This window comes from Variovorax sp. P4_B11 (assembly GCF_056402355.1).
In genome coordinates, this window is the sequence record NZ_JBFUHO010000004.1 from 225076 (window position 1) to 240890 (window position 15815).

Below are 15815 nucleotides of genomic sequence, written 5' to 3' on the forward strand. Positions count from 1 at the left end.
CTTCCTTTAGTACTTGATGATCGCCAGCAAGGCGACGTTGCGTGGACGTGACTCGTTCGCGCCTTGTCCTTGGATGGAGATGCCTGTACCCGCTCCGTAAATCCAGATGCCTGTACCTGCGCCGTAGATACCGATGCCGGTTCCTGAACCGCCGATGCCTACGTTATGGCCGTGGTTGCCAGCTGCGTCTGTGCGACGACCACCATCAGCACCCCAGATACCGATGCTTCCTGAGTACGCAGCTGAACCGAATTGCAGACCGTACGCGCCGCCGTTGTTGGCGTTCCAGCCGGAAGCGTGATCGTGGTTGCCCTGCGCGTCAGTCCAAGCGCTGTGTGCGTGGCCGGGGTCATAGACACCGTGCGCGTGGCCCGGGTCTGCAACGCCGTGTGCGTGCGTTGGATCGTTGACGCCGTGACCGTGCCATTGGTTCTGGTTCTCCTGCCACGTACCGAACGTGCGGCCTGAATCAGCACCTCTGCCGTCATCCCATCCACGAAGGAACTCACCTCGTAGGTCTGGAAGGTTGAATGTTGTAGAGCCGTTGCCTGCACCGTAGTACGTACCGAACACTGCGTACAGTGCTGCGTACGTTGTGCGTGAGATAGCTGCGCCATTCGCCTTCAGCCAGCCTGCTGGTGCAGAGGAACCTGCGTAGTACTGGACGACACCTGGAGGTGCTGCTTGCGTGATCGCTGTTTGCTGTGCTGTGCTGACTGGCTTGTTGACATCAGATGTGTTGTTGACGTTCGCAAGTCCAACGTCTGCGCTCGTCAGGACAACAAGGCCGCCTCGTCCATTTATCGAAGCAACGGAGCCATCGGCAAGAGCGTCAATGATCTCCTGCTTCGTTGCAGCTGAGTACGCTGCGTCGTTGTGTGACGCCAAAGCACTTGCTGCTGATTCTGCTGCCTTCGTCGTCGCAATGCCAGCTTGAGTCGTTGCTGTCGTCGCGGAGCCTGAGGATGCCGTAGCGCTGTTCGCTGAATTCGTTGCCGAAGTAGCTGCTGCATTCTGTGAAGCCAAAGCTGCCGCCGCGCTTGCTGCTGCTGCATTCTTGGAGACGAGAGCATCTGCTTGGCTTGCCGATGCAGCGTTCTGAGATGCCAGTGCTGCTGCTGCGCTTGCTGCTGCCTCTGCTGCCTTCGTTGTTGAGATGCCAGCTTGTGTCGTTGCCTGAGAGACGTTCGCCGTCATCGCAGTCTCTGACCAAACCTTCGTTGCTGCATCCTGTGCATTTACTGGGTTCGCAACGTTGATGATTCGCTGGTTCTTGGCATCGAGGATGTCACCACCAACGATCTCCAGAGTTGCAGCGCGACCGTCCTGCACAGCCATCCACAGACGATCAAAGTCACGGTCCAATGTGTCCGTGTCAATCGATGCTGCTTCTTGGTAGTCCGTCTCGCGCTCCAAGCCAAGCAGACGTTGCAAGATGACGAGCACTCCGTTCGCAGGAGGTGTGCTGAAGACAACCGATCCGCCGCTTGGGCTGTCGATGCCGGTGAGCGTGTAGCCGGATGCTTGAAGTACCCCGTTGAGGTACACACGCAAGTCGCCGTTGTCGATCACTCGATACGGGAATGCAAAACTGACGGCAGACCCATTGCCGTAGTACTTCTTGATTGGATCTTGTACTGAAACGGTCATGCCGTCCCTCCCCTGTTTTCGTTGTTGTTATTTATGGGTAGCGCTTAGACGTAGTCGACTGCGATCTCAACCTCGGTGCCGTACATGCGGTACGGTTCGAACCCCGGATGCTCCAGAGATGCGCGGTCGATCTGCACAGGCAGCAAGTGGATTGCTTTGGCTGGTGCATCAATGAAGTCGTCCCCGCCCTTCATGAACCTCGGGTTGAAGTCACGTAGCTGCGAAAGGAACTTCGTCTCCATCACGTTCTCATGCACGTGCAAGATGCCCGCACTGAGAGGTGTCTCGTAGGCCGTCTGGATCGATTCGGACTTCTTGGTGGACGTGTGCCGTCCGTCAATCGCGATGCCTAGCCCGGAGGTGTGCTTGATCAACAGGCCGGGAGTCCATGCACCCAAGCCGTTCGTCTCCACGTAGCAGGTAGGAACGCAGAACTCAACCAGCAGCTTGCGCACGTCCTCGCACTGGCGGTCGATGTCCCCCTGCACTGCAACCGTGCGGTGGATGTAGATGTCCCCTGCCTGCGTGCAGAACACAATCGCCAGGACGGAACTGTCTCGGCCAACCTTCGACAGAGCCGGGTCCCAGAACGCGCAGTGCGCTGTGATCTTCTTGCCGTCGATCCGGTACAGGCGGGAGCCGTTCGATTCGATGAACTCAGGCTCACAGTTGTAGGTGCGGATGAATGCTGGATCGAGGTAGCTATCCTCTGCCAGCATCGGGATCAGCTGGTACTGCGAATAGAACTCAGCCTTGCCGGTACATGCCTGCTGGATACGTTTGATCTGCTCATCGTTCCAGCGCTCAGGCCACGAGCAAGTACCAGAGCAGAACGGCCATTCACCCTCAATGTCCTTGAGGAACGGCACGCGGAAGGTTGATGCGCCCTTGTCGATCTGCTCTGGATAGATCGAATCAGTTGCGTGCGGCGTGCCGATGTAGACACGAGCGCCGTTAGGCAGGAGCAGCTTCGATGACTCAGAGATGCGGGCGCGAAGGTCTTCACGCAGCTTCTCGGAACGAGATGTGTTCGGGACTTCAACGTCATCGAGCACCAAGTAGTTACAACGCAGGCCGGTTACGTTCGAACCAACGCCGCGTGCCGAGACGCTCCAGTTACGGCCTGATGTCGCTCCGCGTACCGAGAAGCCACGCTCCGTCCACTTGCTTGTCTTGCTGACTAGGTGTTCGCAGAACGGATGCGAGCGAACAATCTTGCTCACGTCCGTGTTCATCTTCATCGCCAAGTTGTCATCGGCTGACTGGATGAGGAACAGAAGCGTAGGGTCACCAGCCAGCTTCCATGCAATCCATGTAGCGGTCAGAGACGACTTGCTTGCACCACGGAAAGCTTGGATGACCGCATCGCGGTTCGTCCATTGCGCTTCGTTCTCCAGGAACTCAACTAGGTCCCAGTGGAAACTTGGGACGTGCGACCAGCCTTCCATCGCTGCATGGATCGCATAGAACTCCCTGTATGAAACCTTGACGCCTTCAACCTTCTCGAAGACACCCTTCTGATTCTTTCTGTTGGACAAAGAAAAACCTCCTGATGGCCGTAGCCATGAGGAGGTATTTATGAGAATGGGAAACGCTTAGGTGTGCATGCGGCCTCTTCGCTTCTTGATGAACTCCCAGACACTTACGATGCCAGCGCACACGAAGATGAATACGATTGCGAGGACTAGGTTCAGCAACCAGTTGACGAGTGCGACGATCATGCTTGGGCTCCGTGGATTTGATTGAGGACTTGCGCAGCATCGAACGATGCTTGCTTCGGTGACAGATGTGCGTACCGCTGGGTCGTGCTGGGCGATGCGTGCCCCAGCACATGCTGCACCGAGTAGATCGGCACACCTGCCTGCACGAGTCTGGACGCAGTTGTGTGGCGAAGGGTATGGAAAGAAACCCCCACAAGCCCTGCCCGCTTGCACGCACCCTTCAGTGCGGAACGACAGACGAGCGTGCCATTCTTTCCTTCGAACACCAGCTCCTGCTTCTCTGCTTTGACAGTGAGGCGATCCGTCAGCACTTCGAACACACGGTTGGTCATCACGAGTGCAGATTCGTTGTCCACCTTCGAGCGGTAAAGCTGAATCGTCTTCTTGTTCATGTCGATGTCTGCCCACTTCAGGTTCGCCAGTTCGCCGAAACGGTTGCCAACATCAAGGCTCATCACGATGAAGTGCAGTGCGTTCGTGCGACGCATCTTCGTGTAGACGTTGTCGTTCGGCAGGTCCTTTGCAAGCTCTTGCAGCAGACGACCTTCTTCTTCTAGCGACAGGAACCGCAGACGACCCTTGCCAGCATTCAATGCATTCGCGCTCTTCAGTTCGTCCCAGTCGATGTCAGGCACCATGTAGCCGAGACGCTTGACGTGACGCAGCACGACATTCAAGAACGTCAGTTCGTACAGGATCGTTGAGTCCTTGTTGCCTTCGTTGCGGCGTTGCGTGATCAGCTTCTGGATGTCTCGTTCCTTCAGCATGTGAACGTTGATGTCATCCAGCCCGTACACGCGCATCATCTTCTTCGTCTGCGGATGCTGCTTGCGACCGAACGTCTTGTTGCGCAGCACCTTGTATGTCGTCGGGATCGACTTGTGCTTGTTGTCGTCGAAGTACGTATCCATTGCCTTGCTCAAGATGATCATGTCAGCTTCGCCTTCCGTCTCGCCAAGCTGCACTTCCTTGAACACTTCGTCACGGCGCTTGCTTTCGAATTGTGTTGCGAGGTAGCGGCTCGATGTGCCGGTTGATCCCGAGTACGTCTTGCCCTTGAAGTCGAATCGATAGTGGTAATTGGGACTATTCTTTGGCTTCCTGATCATGGTGTTTTCCTTTGTTAGCAGTTGAGGTGAGCCCACCTTCTCCTGTATTTACTTTTCGATCAACAGTGACATGCCTATCCCCAGCGAAGCCGTTGCAGTGACCCCAGTTGTTGAAATCATGGGCGCGCCAGGATGGTGGGCGCTCCATCAACAAAGGAGCGTGCATGTTTCAGATTGGGCGATTAGTAGCTACTCCAGCAGCGCTGGGAGCATTGGATGACGAGGGGTGTGATGCGATTGCATTCGTTCGCAGGCACCAGCAAGGCGACTGGGGCGACCTCGATGCATCAGACAAGAAGGCGAACGACGATGCTTTGAAGTACGGCAATCGCATCTTGAGTGCGTACGTGCTGCCGAGGACGAAGGTCAAGATTTGGATCATCACTGAACACGACAGATCAGCTACGACAGTGCTTCTGCCAGACGACTACTGATCCGTAGCCACCAAAAGCAAAAGGCCCCATCGGGGCCTTTTCTTATTTGTACTTCACCGTGATCTTCTCTCGTGTGATCACAAGCTCGTGTTTGGTAGGATCGTAAGCGAAGGTGCCCGCGATCTTTAGATTCTTGCGTTCCTCGATCAGTTGTTCAAGAATGTTCGCTTGATCGTCCTTACCTTCGGCCCTCAACAGGCGCAACTCCTTCTCAGCAATGCCTTCCATCACTGCACCTCGTACTGCAGCAAGAAGAGCGTGACGTCTGCCTTGAGTTCCTTTGGGTCAGCGTTCGAATCCAACCTCTTCAGCACTTGCGCTGCGCGTCGGATGTCTGATGTTGTTAGCTCGACATCCAGAGAAGGCCCTGTGGCCTTCCATGCTGCGAACTCTTGTGTAAGTCGTGTATTCATTGTTGCTCTCCCTTGCAAGGGATGATCTTGCTGTCAGTGTTGAACATTGGCACGTACGTGTTGCCGCCGTTCATGATGTATGTGACACCATAAATGCATCGCGTTGAATGTATCCTTCCACCCTCTGTGATTGTGTCGCCACATGCTGCCAAGGCGAGTGCAGCCAAGCTGATGAGTAGTATCTTCTTCATGTTGTGTGTTCCTTTGTTGTTGTATTTATGGATGGGTATCAGAAGACGATCAAATCTGCGCTCAGGTTTTCCTTGACCTTGCGCTTGACCTCAACGCGTTGAATGATGGCCGCTGGCTTGAAGACCTTGCCGCCTGAGAATGGCATCGCAGCAGTCCAGTGCGTGAAGTTCACATGGTCAACTTCTTGGCAGACCTGATAAGCCTTACCTGGCTCAAGCGTTGCGAGTGTCTTGAAGTCCTTGCTCGTAGTGGCTACGAACTTGAAGACCTTGCCGGCTTCGCCTTGGTGATAGTTCCGATACCAGACAGCGCGGCCTGTGACGCTGACGACTCGGATTGTGATAACGGGATGCACGTGCGCTGCGTTGGTGCTGCGTGCTGTTGTGTTGCTGTAGTTCATGATGAGGTTCCTTGAAAAAGTAAAGGGGCGGTAATCAGCCGCCCCTTTATTTATCAGTGGTCCTCAAAAACCCGGTRAAAAGTCGAGTTCCCCCAGCGAAGGGGGCTTTCGTTTTCCTTCTTGCAACCATGCATCTACCAATCCATTTGCGTACCGGTAGCTCCAGTTCGCCTTGATGACATCGTGAGGCTGAAGCACCTCGCCAGCGATCAAGCGTGCGTTGATGTCAGGGCAGACCACTTCGATGAAGGTGTCCGACTCCCATCCGCCTCCTGGCGGTCGCTTGCTACTGACAGCAATCGCGACAGGAGGCTTGCGCTTCGCCTTGCCCTTGCTGTCCCTCGTCCACTCGCCCGGGATGTGCCACACGGAGACTGATCTACTCATGCTGCACCTCCTTGCTGCGCGTTGATCTTCTGGGCCGCGTGCCAGCGTTTGCAGTAAGCGCTGGTCTTGTCCTTGTTAGCTTGTCGCCATGCCTTCATGTACGCGGCAGCTTGCTCCTTGTTCGCGGCGTACCAGTTCTTCGATACCGCCAACACTTGCGCTTTGTTTCTTTCGCGCCAGCGTCTGTGTGTTTCGATCCTGAGCCGACGTTGGTGTTCCGTTTCAAACTTCATGCTGCCACCTCCTTTGGGGCACCACCCGCTGCCAGTCGCTCGCGCTCCTTGCGTTGGTCATCGATCAGTTCGAAGATGTTGTTGTCGCCCTCACGCTCGTGCCATGGGATTTCAGAGTTGATTCCCATCTCGCGAAGCTGGCCCGCGATCTCACGCAAGCGCTCGATGTCGTGCTTCTTGACACGCTTGATGTTCGGTTCGCCGTCTTCGCCGATTGGGACGATCCGATTCCACTCAGCGTCAAGGTAGCTGTCAGCAATGCTGCGCGCCCTCGCGTCGATCTCTGCGCGAACCCACAGCAGCTTGATGATTGCGTCCTTCTGCTGCTTCGTTGATGCGTGGAACATCATGTTGCGCAGCTGCCCGAACGTAGGTGTCCGCTCGTCACGCTCGATCTCTTCCTCCAGTGAGTACGTTTCGTCCTCAACCTTCAGTTCGTAAAAAGTTCGGATTGCTTGTTCGAAGTTCATACCACTGCCTCCAGAAGTCCGAGTAGGTGTTGGCGCTCTGCCTTCGGAAGCGGCGTGTTGATCTTCATCCGATCAAGCACGCCATCAATCTCGATCAGTCGAGAGTGGCGGGCTGCTTGGAGCACTTTGCCATCCGGCACGTTGTCAGCAACACGGTCCCACTCTTCGATCTGATCCCACATCGCCTCATGGCGTGCGTAGGAATCGATAGCTGCACGGGTCAGCAGGTCATCGATCAGGTAGGTGACCTCTTCAGGGAGATGTGCACCCTGTGCCTCCACGTACTCACGAGAAACGCGAATCGATTCAGCATGGAGTTGGCTGAGCGACGGTGTAGCTTGGTCGAGCACGATGGCCTCTTCCAATGTGCTTGAGTCGAACTCGTCAAGCCATTTGCCCGTAGGCGTGCCTGCGAAGTCCTTCATTGCTTGCAAGTTGATGCCCATGTCTTTCAGGGCTTGTTGGATTCTTTCATTGTTCATTTTTGAGTTTCCTCTCTGTGTTTAGATTTTGTGTGTGTGAATTCGCCTCCGCGTACGGATTCGAATTCGATTGAGTTAATTTGCATCAGGTTTAAAGAACGCTTCAGTTGAGTGGCGATGCATTCAACATGGAAGCAAGTGTGACAAAAAAGGCCGTTCTTAACTATTGGCGCGTCATTGGGTCAATTGAACTGTTAAGATTCCAGCATGACCAAGAACCCCTACGAGCTTTGGTGGCGGTGCCTGCAACTGGTGCCGCTGAAGGAATGGAAGCCAGCATTCAGGAGGCACGTCGGCTCAGCCCGAGACCTGCCGTTTGAGGACTGGTGGGCCGAGGTGCGTCAGTTCTTTGAGGAAGTGCCTCCGGTGCTCACGACCGTGATGGAGGACATGGAGCAGATCGAGGGCTGGGGCCTATGGCAGCACAAGGAGTTAAACGAGGCTGTGTTCGTCGTCAATCTGGACAACCCAACGAAGGTGTTGATGGACGACATCGAGCAGAAGCTGAAGGAGCTTCAGAGGAACAAGCGAGGAAGGCCGGTGCGCCCTCGGTTCGCTGAGTACCCACTGGCCGGAACGCCGAACGTCGAGTACATCAACAAGCTGCTGAACGTGTTCCATGCGCGAGAGGTGGAAGGCAAGAAGCTTTGGGAAGCAGCTATCGATGCCGAGCTGGTTGCGTTTCCGCATCCTGGCGACGCGGACGGAAGGAACGTCCTGGGTGCTTCAGCAGGCCGTGCGATCAAGCAGGCTAAGGCCCTGATCTTCCGGGCATCACAGGGCGACTTTCCAAGTTACTGAGCCGCAGCGGCCAGCAGCTGGTGCTTCGAATCGGAGAGGCGCTTCAGCAAGCGGACTTGAGCCAGCGTTGTGCGCAGCGTTGCGATCTTGCGGTGCTGGTTGTAGGTGACGACAGCCAGGACGCCGATGACGATAGGTGTGAGGATGGTTGCGAGTTCGAGGTAGTTCATGTCAGGGTTCTCCTTGTAGTGACCCTTGTATTTATGAGCGGGGTCCGTTTGCCTCGATAAATACCGCATGAGCTTCCCGGCGCAACGCCGAAGGTAAGCATCCACTAACGTCATTTTTTGCACACTCTCGGTCGCTCGTCATAAATAAAGAGCCGGCCAAGCAAAATCAGTCAGATGTTAGTACCCGTTCACTTCGGAAACCCCTCGTCTGACTGTTTGCTTGGCCGCTGCACTCTTCAGGGGTTTCCGCTTTTTTAACCTAAAGATTTCAAAAACTTTAAGGTAAAAAGTTGAAGCTCCAACCTAACTTCTCAGCACTATGCCGAGAGACTAGGCGAGAGATCAGATGAACGTGTCCCAACACTTGCAACGTCTGCCAGTATCGCCAGAAGCCTAAGCTTCAAACCTGCACCGGGTTCTTTGTTGACCGGTGAGTATCAGGAGACCGAACGGATCACTTCACAACTGGTTCATCAACAAAGCGGAAGCTTACTGCAAGCAAGACGTTAGGCAGGCATGGTCAGAGTCTCTCACCGCAATCACTTGCGGCAGGCATTAGGGATAACTGTGTCTATTGATTCCGCTCCGGTATTAATTAATCAAATCAACTGAGTGTTTGCGACGAAGGAAGCAAATGCGAAGGTTGATTGCGCAGCAACAAGTGGTTTAGTTCTGACTTCGATTCAGCCTATACCGTCAGATCAAACAAAGAATTTGAATTGAACCACTTCCCTACAATCGAGTGCAAACGTAAGTCAAACCCGTTGCGGGGCAATCCATGCAACGTTCTGCCATCGATTAACCAACCCGTCAGGTGAGAAGAAAGACATTTGACTGAGTGAATTCCATTTGCATAAATACCACAGTCGGGTTTAGGTAGTTCATTTCCCGACAGTGTTGCCTGTGAAGGTCACATGAGTATTTCCTTAAAGTTATGTGTCTAGATCAGAGACCCGGTTGCTAATCACAGCCGGGTTTTCTGTTTTCCGAATGCAATAAATAAAGGGAACAACCAAAGAGAACGCAATGCAAAAGACACAGAACCCACCTGTCTACATCTACTTCGTCCACACATCAGATGGCCGACAATTCAGCACAGAGAAACCTCTGGTGTGGAGTTCCGTGCGCAACCACGTATCCAGATTCCTTTTGAAACTGCATCAGCAAGGTGTTATTACCAGCGAAGAGCTTGCCAAACAGCAAGAGACGATGAAGGTTCATGTTGATGCAATGGCATCTGGTCTGCATGAGAGATGGACGGACAGCAAGACGGTATGGCAACAAGTGCAGCGACACAGCAAGGTTGTTGATTGGCTACTCAAGCACGGGTTCATTTCCAGCGAAGAGGCAGCAGAGAAGCATGAGCAGATCGCAATCGCTTCTGCTCCACCTGAAAAGGGATTCACAATCAAGCGTCAGAAAAAGGAAAAGGCCCAGTGAGGGCCTTTTTATTTGCATTCGAACTTCGGACCGGGCCATTGCAGCCCGTGTGATTTGCAGTACTCCTGGCACGTTAGCTCGTACTGCACAACAAGCTTTCCTTCCACCGTACGCAGCACTTCGAATTCCATCGTGTATTTGCTCGCCTTGCGCAGCTGCTTGCATCGCTCAGAGGTATCAAAGACCTGCCAGCCTTCGAACACCTCTTTGACATTACGCAGCTGAGCTTTGTTCATCAGCTCACATCTGCGTTGCGTGCCTTGGTTGTTGACTCAAGGACGAGCGGCGTGTATTCGGTCACGATGATTGAGTTATAGATGTTGACAAGCCAGCTTACCTTCTGAGGAACGTAATTGATGTCAACCATCAGTGGTGTATGGATCAGCTTGACCGGACCTGTAATTCCTGCTTCTGCAATCATCTTCTTAACTGCATGTCGGTATGCTGCCATAGCCGTCTCAATGTACGTCCTACGAAACTCATGGTTCATCTTCAGCTTCTCGAAGTTGTCGATGTAGAACGGGATGTATCGATCTTGGTAAGCAATACCTTCCTCTGCAGCAACACCTACAGTACCGAGTTCCACTGCCTCGACCACATCTGAGAGGTTAAGGGCTCGCCATGCGTTGTTGATCTCGGCTTGAAACACTTGAATGAACGAAGGCTCAGTCGCCCTTTTCAATTCCAACTTCTTAGATTCGAGCATTTTGCGTGCTGCGATTAACGCCAGCTCGTCGTTGATCTTTTGAATTTCGATGTCCACCAAATTCTTTTCTTGCGTGGCCGTCAGCTTTTCTTGTTCATTTGTCATTGTTGTCCCTTTTCATAAGCACTCTTCTGGTGCGCAGGTATTTATGGAAGGGCAAAACCACCAGACGTAAAAAAGCCCGCACGAGGCGGGCTGTGTGTTGAGCGGATTGAGTTACTTCTTGGCAGCCGTCTTCTTTGCTGCTGGTGCCTTAGGTGCTTTTGGTTCCTTCGGTGCACGGGGTTCCCGCTTGCGACGGTAGACAGCCTTGAACGTCTCACCGACTGCTTGCTTGCCTGCGAAGTCCAGCAGCTTCAGCACGGAGACACCATTCTTCTCAGCCGTATTGCTCAGCATCAACAGCAGGTCAGCAATGCCTTCGTCGTCCAGCTTGAGTTCCTTCGTCTTCGATTGCTCCTTCTCCAGCCGAGCCTTCAGCTGAGCGAGACGTTGTTCCTTCGCAGCTTCTTCCTTCTCGATCAGAGCGAGCAGTTGCAGTTGACGCTTGGATTGGTTTTGCATGATTAGATTTCCTTCTTGAACAATTGATTGAAATGAATTACTTCTTGTAGGTCAGCAGTGCATTGATGAAGTTAGCCTTCTCCTTTTCAGACATCTTGTTGTTCCACTCGTCGATGATCAAGCTGAATTCAGTAGTGGTGAAGTACTGATTGACAGCAGCCATCGCTTCTTCTTGAGACATTCCCTTAACGAGTTCGATGAGTTCCTTAACAGTTGCATTCATGTTTACGTCCTTGGTTTGTTAATCGATGAGGCAACCATCAACACGAGTTCAATTAAGGTCAACATGTCGAGTTCGATTGAGCTTACGAACCGATCAGGTATTGCTGATTCCCGTCTGAGCCGCATCTCGAATTCCTCCTAGACCGAACAAAAGCCTAATAAGGAGAACGAGCCTGATCAGCATCAACGACATCGATGCATTCAGTAATGGATGGAAGACCTAAAGGAAGAGGACCAAGACAGCTAGGTCCATCGAACGGATTGCATTGAATCCATCGAAGACGTTGCACACGATTGAGCAGTGGAAGAACAGTCGTCAGTTAGAAGCTGTCCAAGCTGTTAAAGCAACTGTGTTCGCTGGGAACACCTGCAATTGAGACCATCCAACAAGGTCGATTTGTCAGTGGTACCTCGCAAAATCTATCGAATTGACCCAATTGATCGTCGATTCACTCACCGAATCGTGCAAACAGACTCGATAGACATTCCGATCCGCTTGATGAACGCTCAACAGACCTGCTGATCACAGCTCCCTTTCGGGATCACTCCATCGTCGTAGCTGGGGAACGACACATCATGAAGAGTGATTTGCTCAATGGTCTGCCTAGGACCGTCGATCGCATCGAGCTGGTGCCATGCCCTGGGCCAGCCTTGGAAAACCGTTCCTAGACGGTTCTACTGCCTGCATGAGCCTGCAATGCAATTGAGCAGCTGACGAGCATGTACCGCACCGACGACTCGATTTGTCTCAGCTGGACATCCCGCGGCAGCGGCCAGAGCAGCAAGGTCGGCAGCTTCGCTGCGGAGAACTTTTCCACTCTCGCTGGGGAACACACGCGAAAAAACACGTATGCCCGCGTATGAGTTCGGCCGTCAATTTTGAGAGACGAAATTATTTTTGCGCAACTTTTGGAAAACGTCTCTGACCTGCCAGTAACCCACAGTCATAAATAGCTTCTTTAACAGGAGCCGTCTATGACGAAGGAAGAGCGCAAGCAATACAACAAAGAGTACCGCGAGAAGAACCGCGACAAGATTCGTGCGCAGCAACGTGAGAAGTATGCGAACGACAAGGCGGGAGTTGAAGCTGATCCGAGTTCGAGCAAGGAGTTGGAGTCTCGAAAGAAGTGGCGTCTACGTAACCGTGAACGATTGAACGCGATGGAGAGAGAACGTCGCAAGAACCGCACTCRTACTCCAGAACAGATTGAGAAGCGTCGTGAATACGAACGCGAGTACTACGAGAAGAACAAGGAAAAGCATCTCGCCTACTACCGCGATTACTACCGTGCGAATCCTGACAAGTACCCGTCATACGCTGAGATGACGGAGGAGCAACGTAGAAGTCGCATCGATGCAGTCAAGCGCTGGATGGAAAGAAACCCGGAAGCTATGGAACGCGCCAAAGAACGGGCTCGCCTGCGTCGAGAACAGAAGCGCCAGGCAAAGCGGGACCAGGAGGAAGCAACCCCAACAGTTACCGACTTCCATAAATAACCCATTCATGTATCCAACCTAGGAGAAAAAGAATGGGAAAAGGAAGTAAAGGGCCTTCGATGGCTGAACAGATGGCGCTTCAGGCGGCATCTGAGGCACGCGCAGCACAGCAAGCGGCACAACTGAAGGCACAGCAAGACGCAGAGCGTTCGCGCCTGGACAACCAGATGGCGTTCGACCGTGAGACTCAAGCGCAGCGCATGAGCCAGATGCAGGCAGCTAGCGATCAGAGCCGTCAGCAGTATCAAGACCAGCTGAAGGCAGATCAGGCCAAAGAGGAAGCGAAGCTGCAAACGGAAGCTCAGCAAGCAGAACTGCAGAAGGCACAGGAAGCGGAGAAGGCTCGCAACAACAGCGAACTGAACTCGCAACAGCTTGCAGCTGATCAGGCTCGCCGCAAGACGTTCCTCGAATCGTTCTACTACTTGGACGACGACAACATTTACGACGACGCAAACACGTCCGTTGCTGACCGCCGCAAGAAAGCTGCAAAGGCGCAGTAATCATGGCATCACTAACAAGAACGTATGAGACGCGCCAAGGTTCACGCCCGATCTACGAGAACCGTGGTGGTGGCGAAGGTGGCGACATTGCACAGGTAGGCACGCAGGACTACGACTACCAGTACTTCACAGGCTGGACGGATCAGTCGGGCAACTTCTACTCAGGTGGCGACGACTTCACTCTCGTCGGCCTGAACTACTCCGCTGCACAAGGCGTTAACAACGGCCAGCTTGAGAACAGTCCGTACTTCTGGCAACGCCAACAGGTCGTACAGCAAGAAGCTTGGGACCGCGAACTGACGACAGAACGTCAACGTATCGAGGCAGATCAAGCAGCACAACGCGCTCAGTGGCAAGCCCAACTGCAAGCGCAGACGGATGAGTTCAACCGCCAGACAGCAGAAGCACAACGCGCAGCTGAAGAGCAATCCCGCCAGTTCGAAGCTGATCGCGTATCACGTGAGCAAGCAAAGGTGGCAGCTGAGAAGGCGAAGCAAGAGAAGCTAGCCGGTGAAGCAAGGATCAGTGCCGGTACGGTCCTTGGAGACATGCAGCGCGTTGCTGCCGTCAAGGAGAACGACCTAGTTGCAGTGGAAGACAAGACGGCTCTCACCGCAGATGCCAAGGACAAGATGTTCTCAGCCACCAAGACTGAAGAAGAACAACAACAAGTAAAGCAGTCATTCCTAGAACAGATCATGTCTGGTGGAGTTACTGGCGCACCAAAACAATAAAAAGGAAGGTGAGCTATGGGAGATAACAACAAGGGACAAGACATCCTGAAGTCATTCAAGCGTCTGCAATCTGAACGCAGCATTCTTGAACCGGCATGGAAGGAAGCGTACCAATACACGTACCCGCTACGCGGCCAAGGGTTCTTCGGCAACGACGATCCGTTCTCGAATGCAGCGAAGGCACGAAGCGAAAAAGGCAAGGTCTATGACAGCACCGGCGCTGATGCGTGCCGTCTGCTTGCAGCTTCGATGATTGGTGGCCTGACACCAAGCACAACGCAGTGGTTTGGCCTTTCGATTCCTGACACACCAGACGCATACATCCCTCGTCCTGTCCGTGCATGGTTGCAGAGTTCTTCGGAAACGCTGCGCGCCATGATCAACAGCAGCAACTACAACGCAGTTGCTTTCGAGTTCTTCATCGACATTGCGGTTGCTGGTCAAGCTGGCTTGTTCATCGACATTGACGAGAACACAGGCCGTCTGCACTTCGAGAACTGGCCGTTGAGCAGCTTGTACATCGCAGACAGCACACGCGCACAGCGCATCGATACGGTGTACCGCAAGCTGATGATGACGGTTGGCGAAGCTGCGGAGAAGTTCGGTCTAAGCAACCTGAACAGCGAGATGCAAGCTCTGTACGAAAACGATCCGACTTGCACAACGAAGCACGCCTACGTCCATGCCATCCGTCCTCGCATGAAGAAGGGCAAGCGCTCACAGGGCAAGCTCAAGACGCAGATGCCGTTCGAATCGGTGTACGTCTGCCAGAAGTCCGGTGAGGTTGCATACGAATCCGGCTTCCACGAGTTCCCGGTTGTCATCCCTCGCTGGGCTGTCATCCCTGATACCGAGTACGCGGTCGGTCCGCTCGACACAGCACTCGCTGACGTGAAGACGTTGAACGAGTTGATCAAGATGGTCCTGACGAACGGCGAGATGGCTATCGCCGGTACGTTCGTTGCGAAGCATGACGGCGTGTTCAATCCATCGACAGTCCGCATCGGCCCGCGCAAGGTGATCATGGTTGCCAATACGGACAACATCAAGCCACTGGCTTCCGGCGGCAACTGGCAGATCGCCTCTGGTGAGATCGGTCGCCTGCAAGCGCAGATCAAGCGCGTGATGATGTCGGACGAGTTGGCACCTGCACAGAGCGGTGCACCGATGACCGCTGAAGAGGTCCGCACTCGCACGCAGATCATCCGTCAGATTCTTGGCCCTACGTTCGCTCGCCTCCAGGCTGAGTTCCTGAACCCGCTCATCGAGCGCACGTTCAACTTGGCTGCTCGTGCGCAGCGCCTACAGCCACCACCAGACGAGCTGGCGCAGATGCCTCAGTTCATCCCTGACTTCAAGAACCCACTGCAACGCGCTCAGCTGATGGATGACGTGGCTGCGATGGATCGCTTTGAGTCGGCGCTGACGGCACAAGCGCAGTCGGTAGGCCCACAAGTACATGACCTGTACGACTGGGATTCTGCTGTTCAGAAGCGCGCAGAGATTGTTGGCATCCCTGTCGGCCTGCTCCGTGACATGCGCGAAGTCGAACAGATTCGCAAGCAACGTGCCGAGGCTGAAGCTCAACAAGCTCAGATGGAAGCCGCTTCTCGTGCTTTGTCTGCTCGTCCAGACCCAGCGCAAGCGAACAGCCTGATCAATGAAATCACGCAGTAATTGAAACGCA

At 53.8% G+C, this 15815-nt stretch carries 21 protein-coding genes; 7 read left to right on the forward strand and 14 right to left on the reverse strand.

Annotated elements, in window-relative coordinates; all coding sequences use genetic code 11:
* Window positions 1-6: 6 nt before the first annotated feature.
* The 3 genes from AC1DYD_RS06645 to AC1DYD_RS06655 form a co-directional block, all read right to left on the reverse strand.
* Window positions 7-1650: a tail fiber protein gene (locus AC1DYD_RS06645; protein ID WP_478171948.1), complete on the reverse strand. Its 1644-nt coding sequence runs from the start codon at window positions 1648-1650 to the stop codon at window positions 7-9.
* 44 nt (window positions 1651-1694) lie between these two features.
* Entirely contained in the window at window positions 1695-3188 is a 1494-nt protein-coding gene (gene terL / locus AC1DYD_RS06650; RefSeq protein ID WP_478171949.1) for a phage terminase large subunit, read from the reverse strand.
* A gap of 179 nt (window positions 3189-3367) precedes the next feature.
* Complete coding sequence (locus tag AC1DYD_RS06655; RefSeq protein WP_478171950.1) at window positions 3368-4480, reverse strand: tyrosine-type recombinase/integrase; 1113 nt, start codon at window positions 4478-4480, stop codon at window positions 3368-3370.
* Window positions 4481-4644: 164 nt separating this feature from the next.
* Between AC1DYD_RS06655 and AC1DYD_RS06660 the strand changes: the two genes are divergently transcribed.
* Window positions 4645-4914 carry a hypothetical protein gene (locus AC1DYD_RS06660; RefSeq protein ID WP_478171951.1) on the forward strand — a complete coding sequence of 90 codons (270 nt, stop codon included), beginning with the start codon at window positions 4645-4647 and terminating at the stop codon, window positions 4912-4914.
* A 42-nt stretch (window positions 4915-4956) separates the two neighbouring features.
* Here the strand turns inward: AC1DYD_RS06660 and AC1DYD_RS06665 are convergent, their stop codons facing one another.
* From AC1DYD_RS06665 to AC1DYD_RS06690, 6 genes are all read right to left on the reverse strand, one after another.
* Window positions 4957-5142, reverse strand: coding sequence for a hypothetical protein (locus tag AC1DYD_RS06665; RefSeq protein WP_478171952.1), 186 nt, complete (start codon window positions 5140-5142; stop codon window positions 4957-4959).
* Window positions 5143-5556: 414 nt separating this feature from the next.
* Window positions 5557-5919 (reverse strand): hypothetical protein, encoded by a 363-nt coding sequence (locus AC1DYD_RS06670; RefSeq protein ID WP_478171953.1) that lies wholly within the window; start codon window positions 5917-5919, stop codon window positions 5557-5559.
* Between the two features lie 63 nt (window positions 5920-5982).
* Complete coding sequence (locus tag AC1DYD_RS06675) at window positions 5983-6306, reverse strand: hypothetical protein (RefSeq protein WP_478171954.1); 324 nt, start codon at window positions 6304-6306, stop codon at window positions 5983-5985.
* Window positions 6303-6539, reverse strand: a complete 237-nt coding sequence (locus AC1DYD_RS06680) for a hypothetical protein (RefSeq protein ID WP_478171955.1) — start codon at window positions 6537-6539, stop codon at window positions 6303-6305. Before AC1DYD_RS06680 ends, AC1DYD_RS06675 begins: the two co-directional genes overlap by 4 nt.
* A complete protein-coding gene (locus AC1DYD_RS06685) occupies window positions 6536-7009 on the reverse strand; it encodes a hypothetical protein (RefSeq protein WP_478171956.1) in 474 nt (157 codons plus the stop codon). The genes AC1DYD_RS06680 and AC1DYD_RS06685 overlap by 4 nt, the downstream gene beginning before the upstream one ends.
* Entirely contained in the window at window positions 7006-7491 is a 486-nt protein-coding gene (locus tag AC1DYD_RS06690) for a hypothetical protein (RefSeq protein WP_478171957.1), read from the reverse strand. The genes AC1DYD_RS06685 and AC1DYD_RS06690 overlap by 4 nt, the downstream gene beginning before the upstream one ends.
* 207 nt (window positions 7492-7698) lie before the next feature.
* Here AC1DYD_RS06690 and AC1DYD_RS06695 point away from each other — a divergent pair, with 207 nt between their 5' ends.
* On the forward strand, window positions 7699-8292 hold the full coding sequence (locus AC1DYD_RS06695) for a hypothetical protein (RefSeq protein WP_478171958.1): 594 nt from the start codon (window positions 7699-7701) through the stop codon (window positions 8290-8292).
* On the opposite strand, the gene AC1DYD_RS06700 is transcribed toward AC1DYD_RS06695, so the two are convergent.
* A complete protein-coding gene (locus AC1DYD_RS06700) occupies window positions 8286-8462 on the reverse strand; it encodes a hypothetical protein (RefSeq protein ID WP_478171959.1) in 177 nt (58 codons plus the stop codon). The two genes, AC1DYD_RS06695 and AC1DYD_RS06700, sit on opposite strands and share 7 nt — an antisense overlap.
* A 1026-nt stretch (window positions 8463-9488) precedes the next feature.
* Here AC1DYD_RS06700 and AC1DYD_RS06705 point away from each other — a divergent pair.
* Window positions 9489-9902 carry a hypothetical protein gene (locus tag AC1DYD_RS06705; protein WP_478171960.1) on the forward strand — a complete coding sequence of 138 codons (414 nt, stop codon included), beginning with the start codon at window positions 9489-9491 and terminating at the stop codon, window positions 9900-9902.
* An 8-nt stretch (window positions 9903-9910) separates the two neighbouring features.
* On the opposite strand, the gene AC1DYD_RS06710 is transcribed toward AC1DYD_RS06705, so the two are convergent.
* The 4 genes from AC1DYD_RS06710 to AC1DYD_RS06725 all read right to left on the reverse strand — a co-directional run bounded on the left by AC1DYD_RS06710 (window position 9911) and on the right by AC1DYD_RS06725 (window position 11395).
* Entirely contained in the window at window positions 9911-10138 is a 228-nt protein-coding gene (locus AC1DYD_RS06710) for a hypothetical protein (RefSeq protein ID WP_478171961.1), read from the reverse strand.
* On the reverse strand, window positions 10138-10713 hold the full coding sequence (locus AC1DYD_RS06715) for a hypothetical protein (protein WP_478171962.1): 576 nt from the start codon (window positions 10711-10713) through the stop codon (window positions 10138-10140). The genes AC1DYD_RS06710 and AC1DYD_RS06715 overlap by 1 nt, the downstream gene beginning before the upstream one ends.
* A gap of 111 nt (window positions 10714-10824) precedes the next feature.
* Window positions 10825-11172 carry a hypothetical protein gene (locus tag AC1DYD_RS06720; RefSeq protein ID WP_478171963.1) on the reverse strand — a complete coding sequence of 116 codons (348 nt, stop codon included), beginning with the start codon at window positions 11170-11172 and terminating at the stop codon, window positions 10825-10827.
* Window positions 11173-11209: 37 nt separating this feature from the next.
* Entirely contained in the window at window positions 11210-11395 is a 186-nt protein-coding gene (locus AC1DYD_RS06725) for a hypothetical protein (RefSeq protein ID WP_478171964.1), read from the reverse strand.
* A gap of 974 nt (window positions 11396-12369) precedes the next feature.
* Between AC1DYD_RS06725 and AC1DYD_RS06730 the strand changes: the two genes are divergently transcribed.
* Genes AC1DYD_RS06730 through AC1DYD_RS06745 form a run of 4 tightly spaced genes read left to right on the forward strand, consistent with a single transcriptional unit; the run spans window position 12370 to window position 15805 of the window.
* Window positions 12370-12891, forward strand: coding sequence for a hypothetical protein (locus tag AC1DYD_RS06730; RefSeq protein ID WP_478171965.1), 522 nt, complete (start codon window positions 12370-12372; stop codon window positions 12889-12891).
* A gap of 32 nt (window positions 12892-12923) precedes the next feature.
* A complete protein-coding gene (locus AC1DYD_RS06735) occupies window positions 12924-13394 on the forward strand; it encodes a hypothetical protein (RefSeq protein ID WP_478171966.1) in 471 nt (156 codons plus the stop codon).
* 2 nt (window positions 13395-13396) lie between these two features.
* A complete protein-coding gene (locus tag AC1DYD_RS06740) occupies window positions 13397-14128 on the forward strand; it encodes a hypothetical protein (RefSeq protein ID WP_478171967.1) in 732 nt (243 codons plus the stop codon).
* Between the two features lie 15 nt (window positions 14129-14143).
* Window positions 14144-15805 (forward strand): portal protein, encoded by a 1662-nt coding sequence (locus AC1DYD_RS06745; RefSeq protein ID WP_478171968.1) that lies wholly within the window; start codon window positions 14144-14146, stop codon window positions 15803-15805.
* Window positions 15806-15815 lie beyond the last annotated feature (10 nt).

Bases quoted from the DNA above. Each gene is read 5' to 3' on its own strand.
- AC1DYD_RS06680 (WP_478171955.1), bottom strand. From the start codon at position 6,539: ATGAAGTTTGAAACGGAACACCAACGTCGGCTCAGGATCGAAACACAC.
- AC1DYD_RS06700 (WP_478171959.1), bottom strand. From the start codon at position 8,462: ATGAACTACCTCGAACTCGCAACCATCCTCACACCTATCGTCATCGGC.
- AC1DYD_RS06695 (WP_478171958.1), top strand. From the start codon at position 7,699: ATGACCAAGAACCCCTACGAGCTTTGGTGGCGGTGCCTGCAACTGGTG.
- AC1DYD_RS06705 (WP_478171960.1), top strand. From the start codon at position 9,489: ATGCAAAAGACACAGAACCCACCTGTCTACATCTACTTCGTCCACACA.
- AC1DYD_RS06735 (WP_478171966.1), top strand. From the start codon at position 12,924: ATGGGAAAAGGAAGTAAAGGGCCTTCGATGGCTGAACAGATGGCGCTT.
- AC1DYD_RS06740 (WP_478171967.1), top strand. From the start codon at position 13,397: ATGGCATCACTAACAAGAACGTATGAGACGCGCCAAGGTTCACGCCCG.
- AC1DYD_RS06725 (WP_478171964.1), bottom strand. From the start codon at position 11,395: ATGAATGCAACTGTTAAGGAACTCATCGAACTCGTTAAGGGAATGTCT.
- AC1DYD_RS06690 (WP_478171957.1), bottom strand. From the start codon at position 7,491: ATGAACAATGAAAGAATCCAACAAGCCCTGAAAGACATGGGCATCAAC.
- AC1DYD_RS06685 (WP_478171956.1), bottom strand. From the start codon at position 7,009: ATGAACTTCGAACAAGCAATCCGAACTTTTTACGAACTGAAGGTTGAG.
- AC1DYD_RS06745 (WP_478171968.1), top strand. From the start codon at position 14,144: ATGGGAGATAACAACAAGGGACAAGACATCCTGAAGTCATTCAAGCGT.
- AC1DYD_RS06710 (WP_478171961.1), bottom strand. From the start codon at position 10,138: ATGAACAAAGCTCAGCTGCGTAATGTCAAAGAGGTGTTCGAAGGCTGG.
- AC1DYD_RS06655 (WP_478171950.1), bottom strand. From the start codon at position 4,480: ATGATCAGGAAGCCAAAGAATAGTCCCAATTACCACTATCGATTCGAC.
- AC1DYD_RS06670 (WP_478171953.1), bottom strand. From the start codon at position 5,919: ATGAACTACAGCAACACAACAGCACGCAGCACCAACGCAGCGCACGTG.
- AC1DYD_RS06665 (WP_478171952.1), bottom strand. From the start codon at position 5,142: ATGGAAGGCATTGCTGAGAAGGAGTTGCGCCTGTTGAGGGCCGAAGGT.
- AC1DYD_RS06715 (WP_478171962.1), bottom strand. From the start codon at position 10,713: ATGACAAATGAACAAGAAAAGCTGACGGCCACGCAAGAAAAGAATTTG.
- AC1DYD_RS06720 (WP_478171963.1), bottom strand. From the start codon at position 11,172: ATGCAAAACCAATCCAAGCGTCAACTGCAACTGCTCGCTCTGATCGAG.
- AC1DYD_RS06660 (WP_478171951.1), top strand. From the start codon at position 4,645: ATGTTTCAGATTGGGCGATTAGTAGCTACTCCAGCAGCGCTGGGAGCA.
- AC1DYD_RS06645 (WP_478171948.1), bottom strand. From the start codon at position 1,650: ATGACCGTTTCAGTACAAGATCCAATCAAGAAGTACTACGGCAATGGG.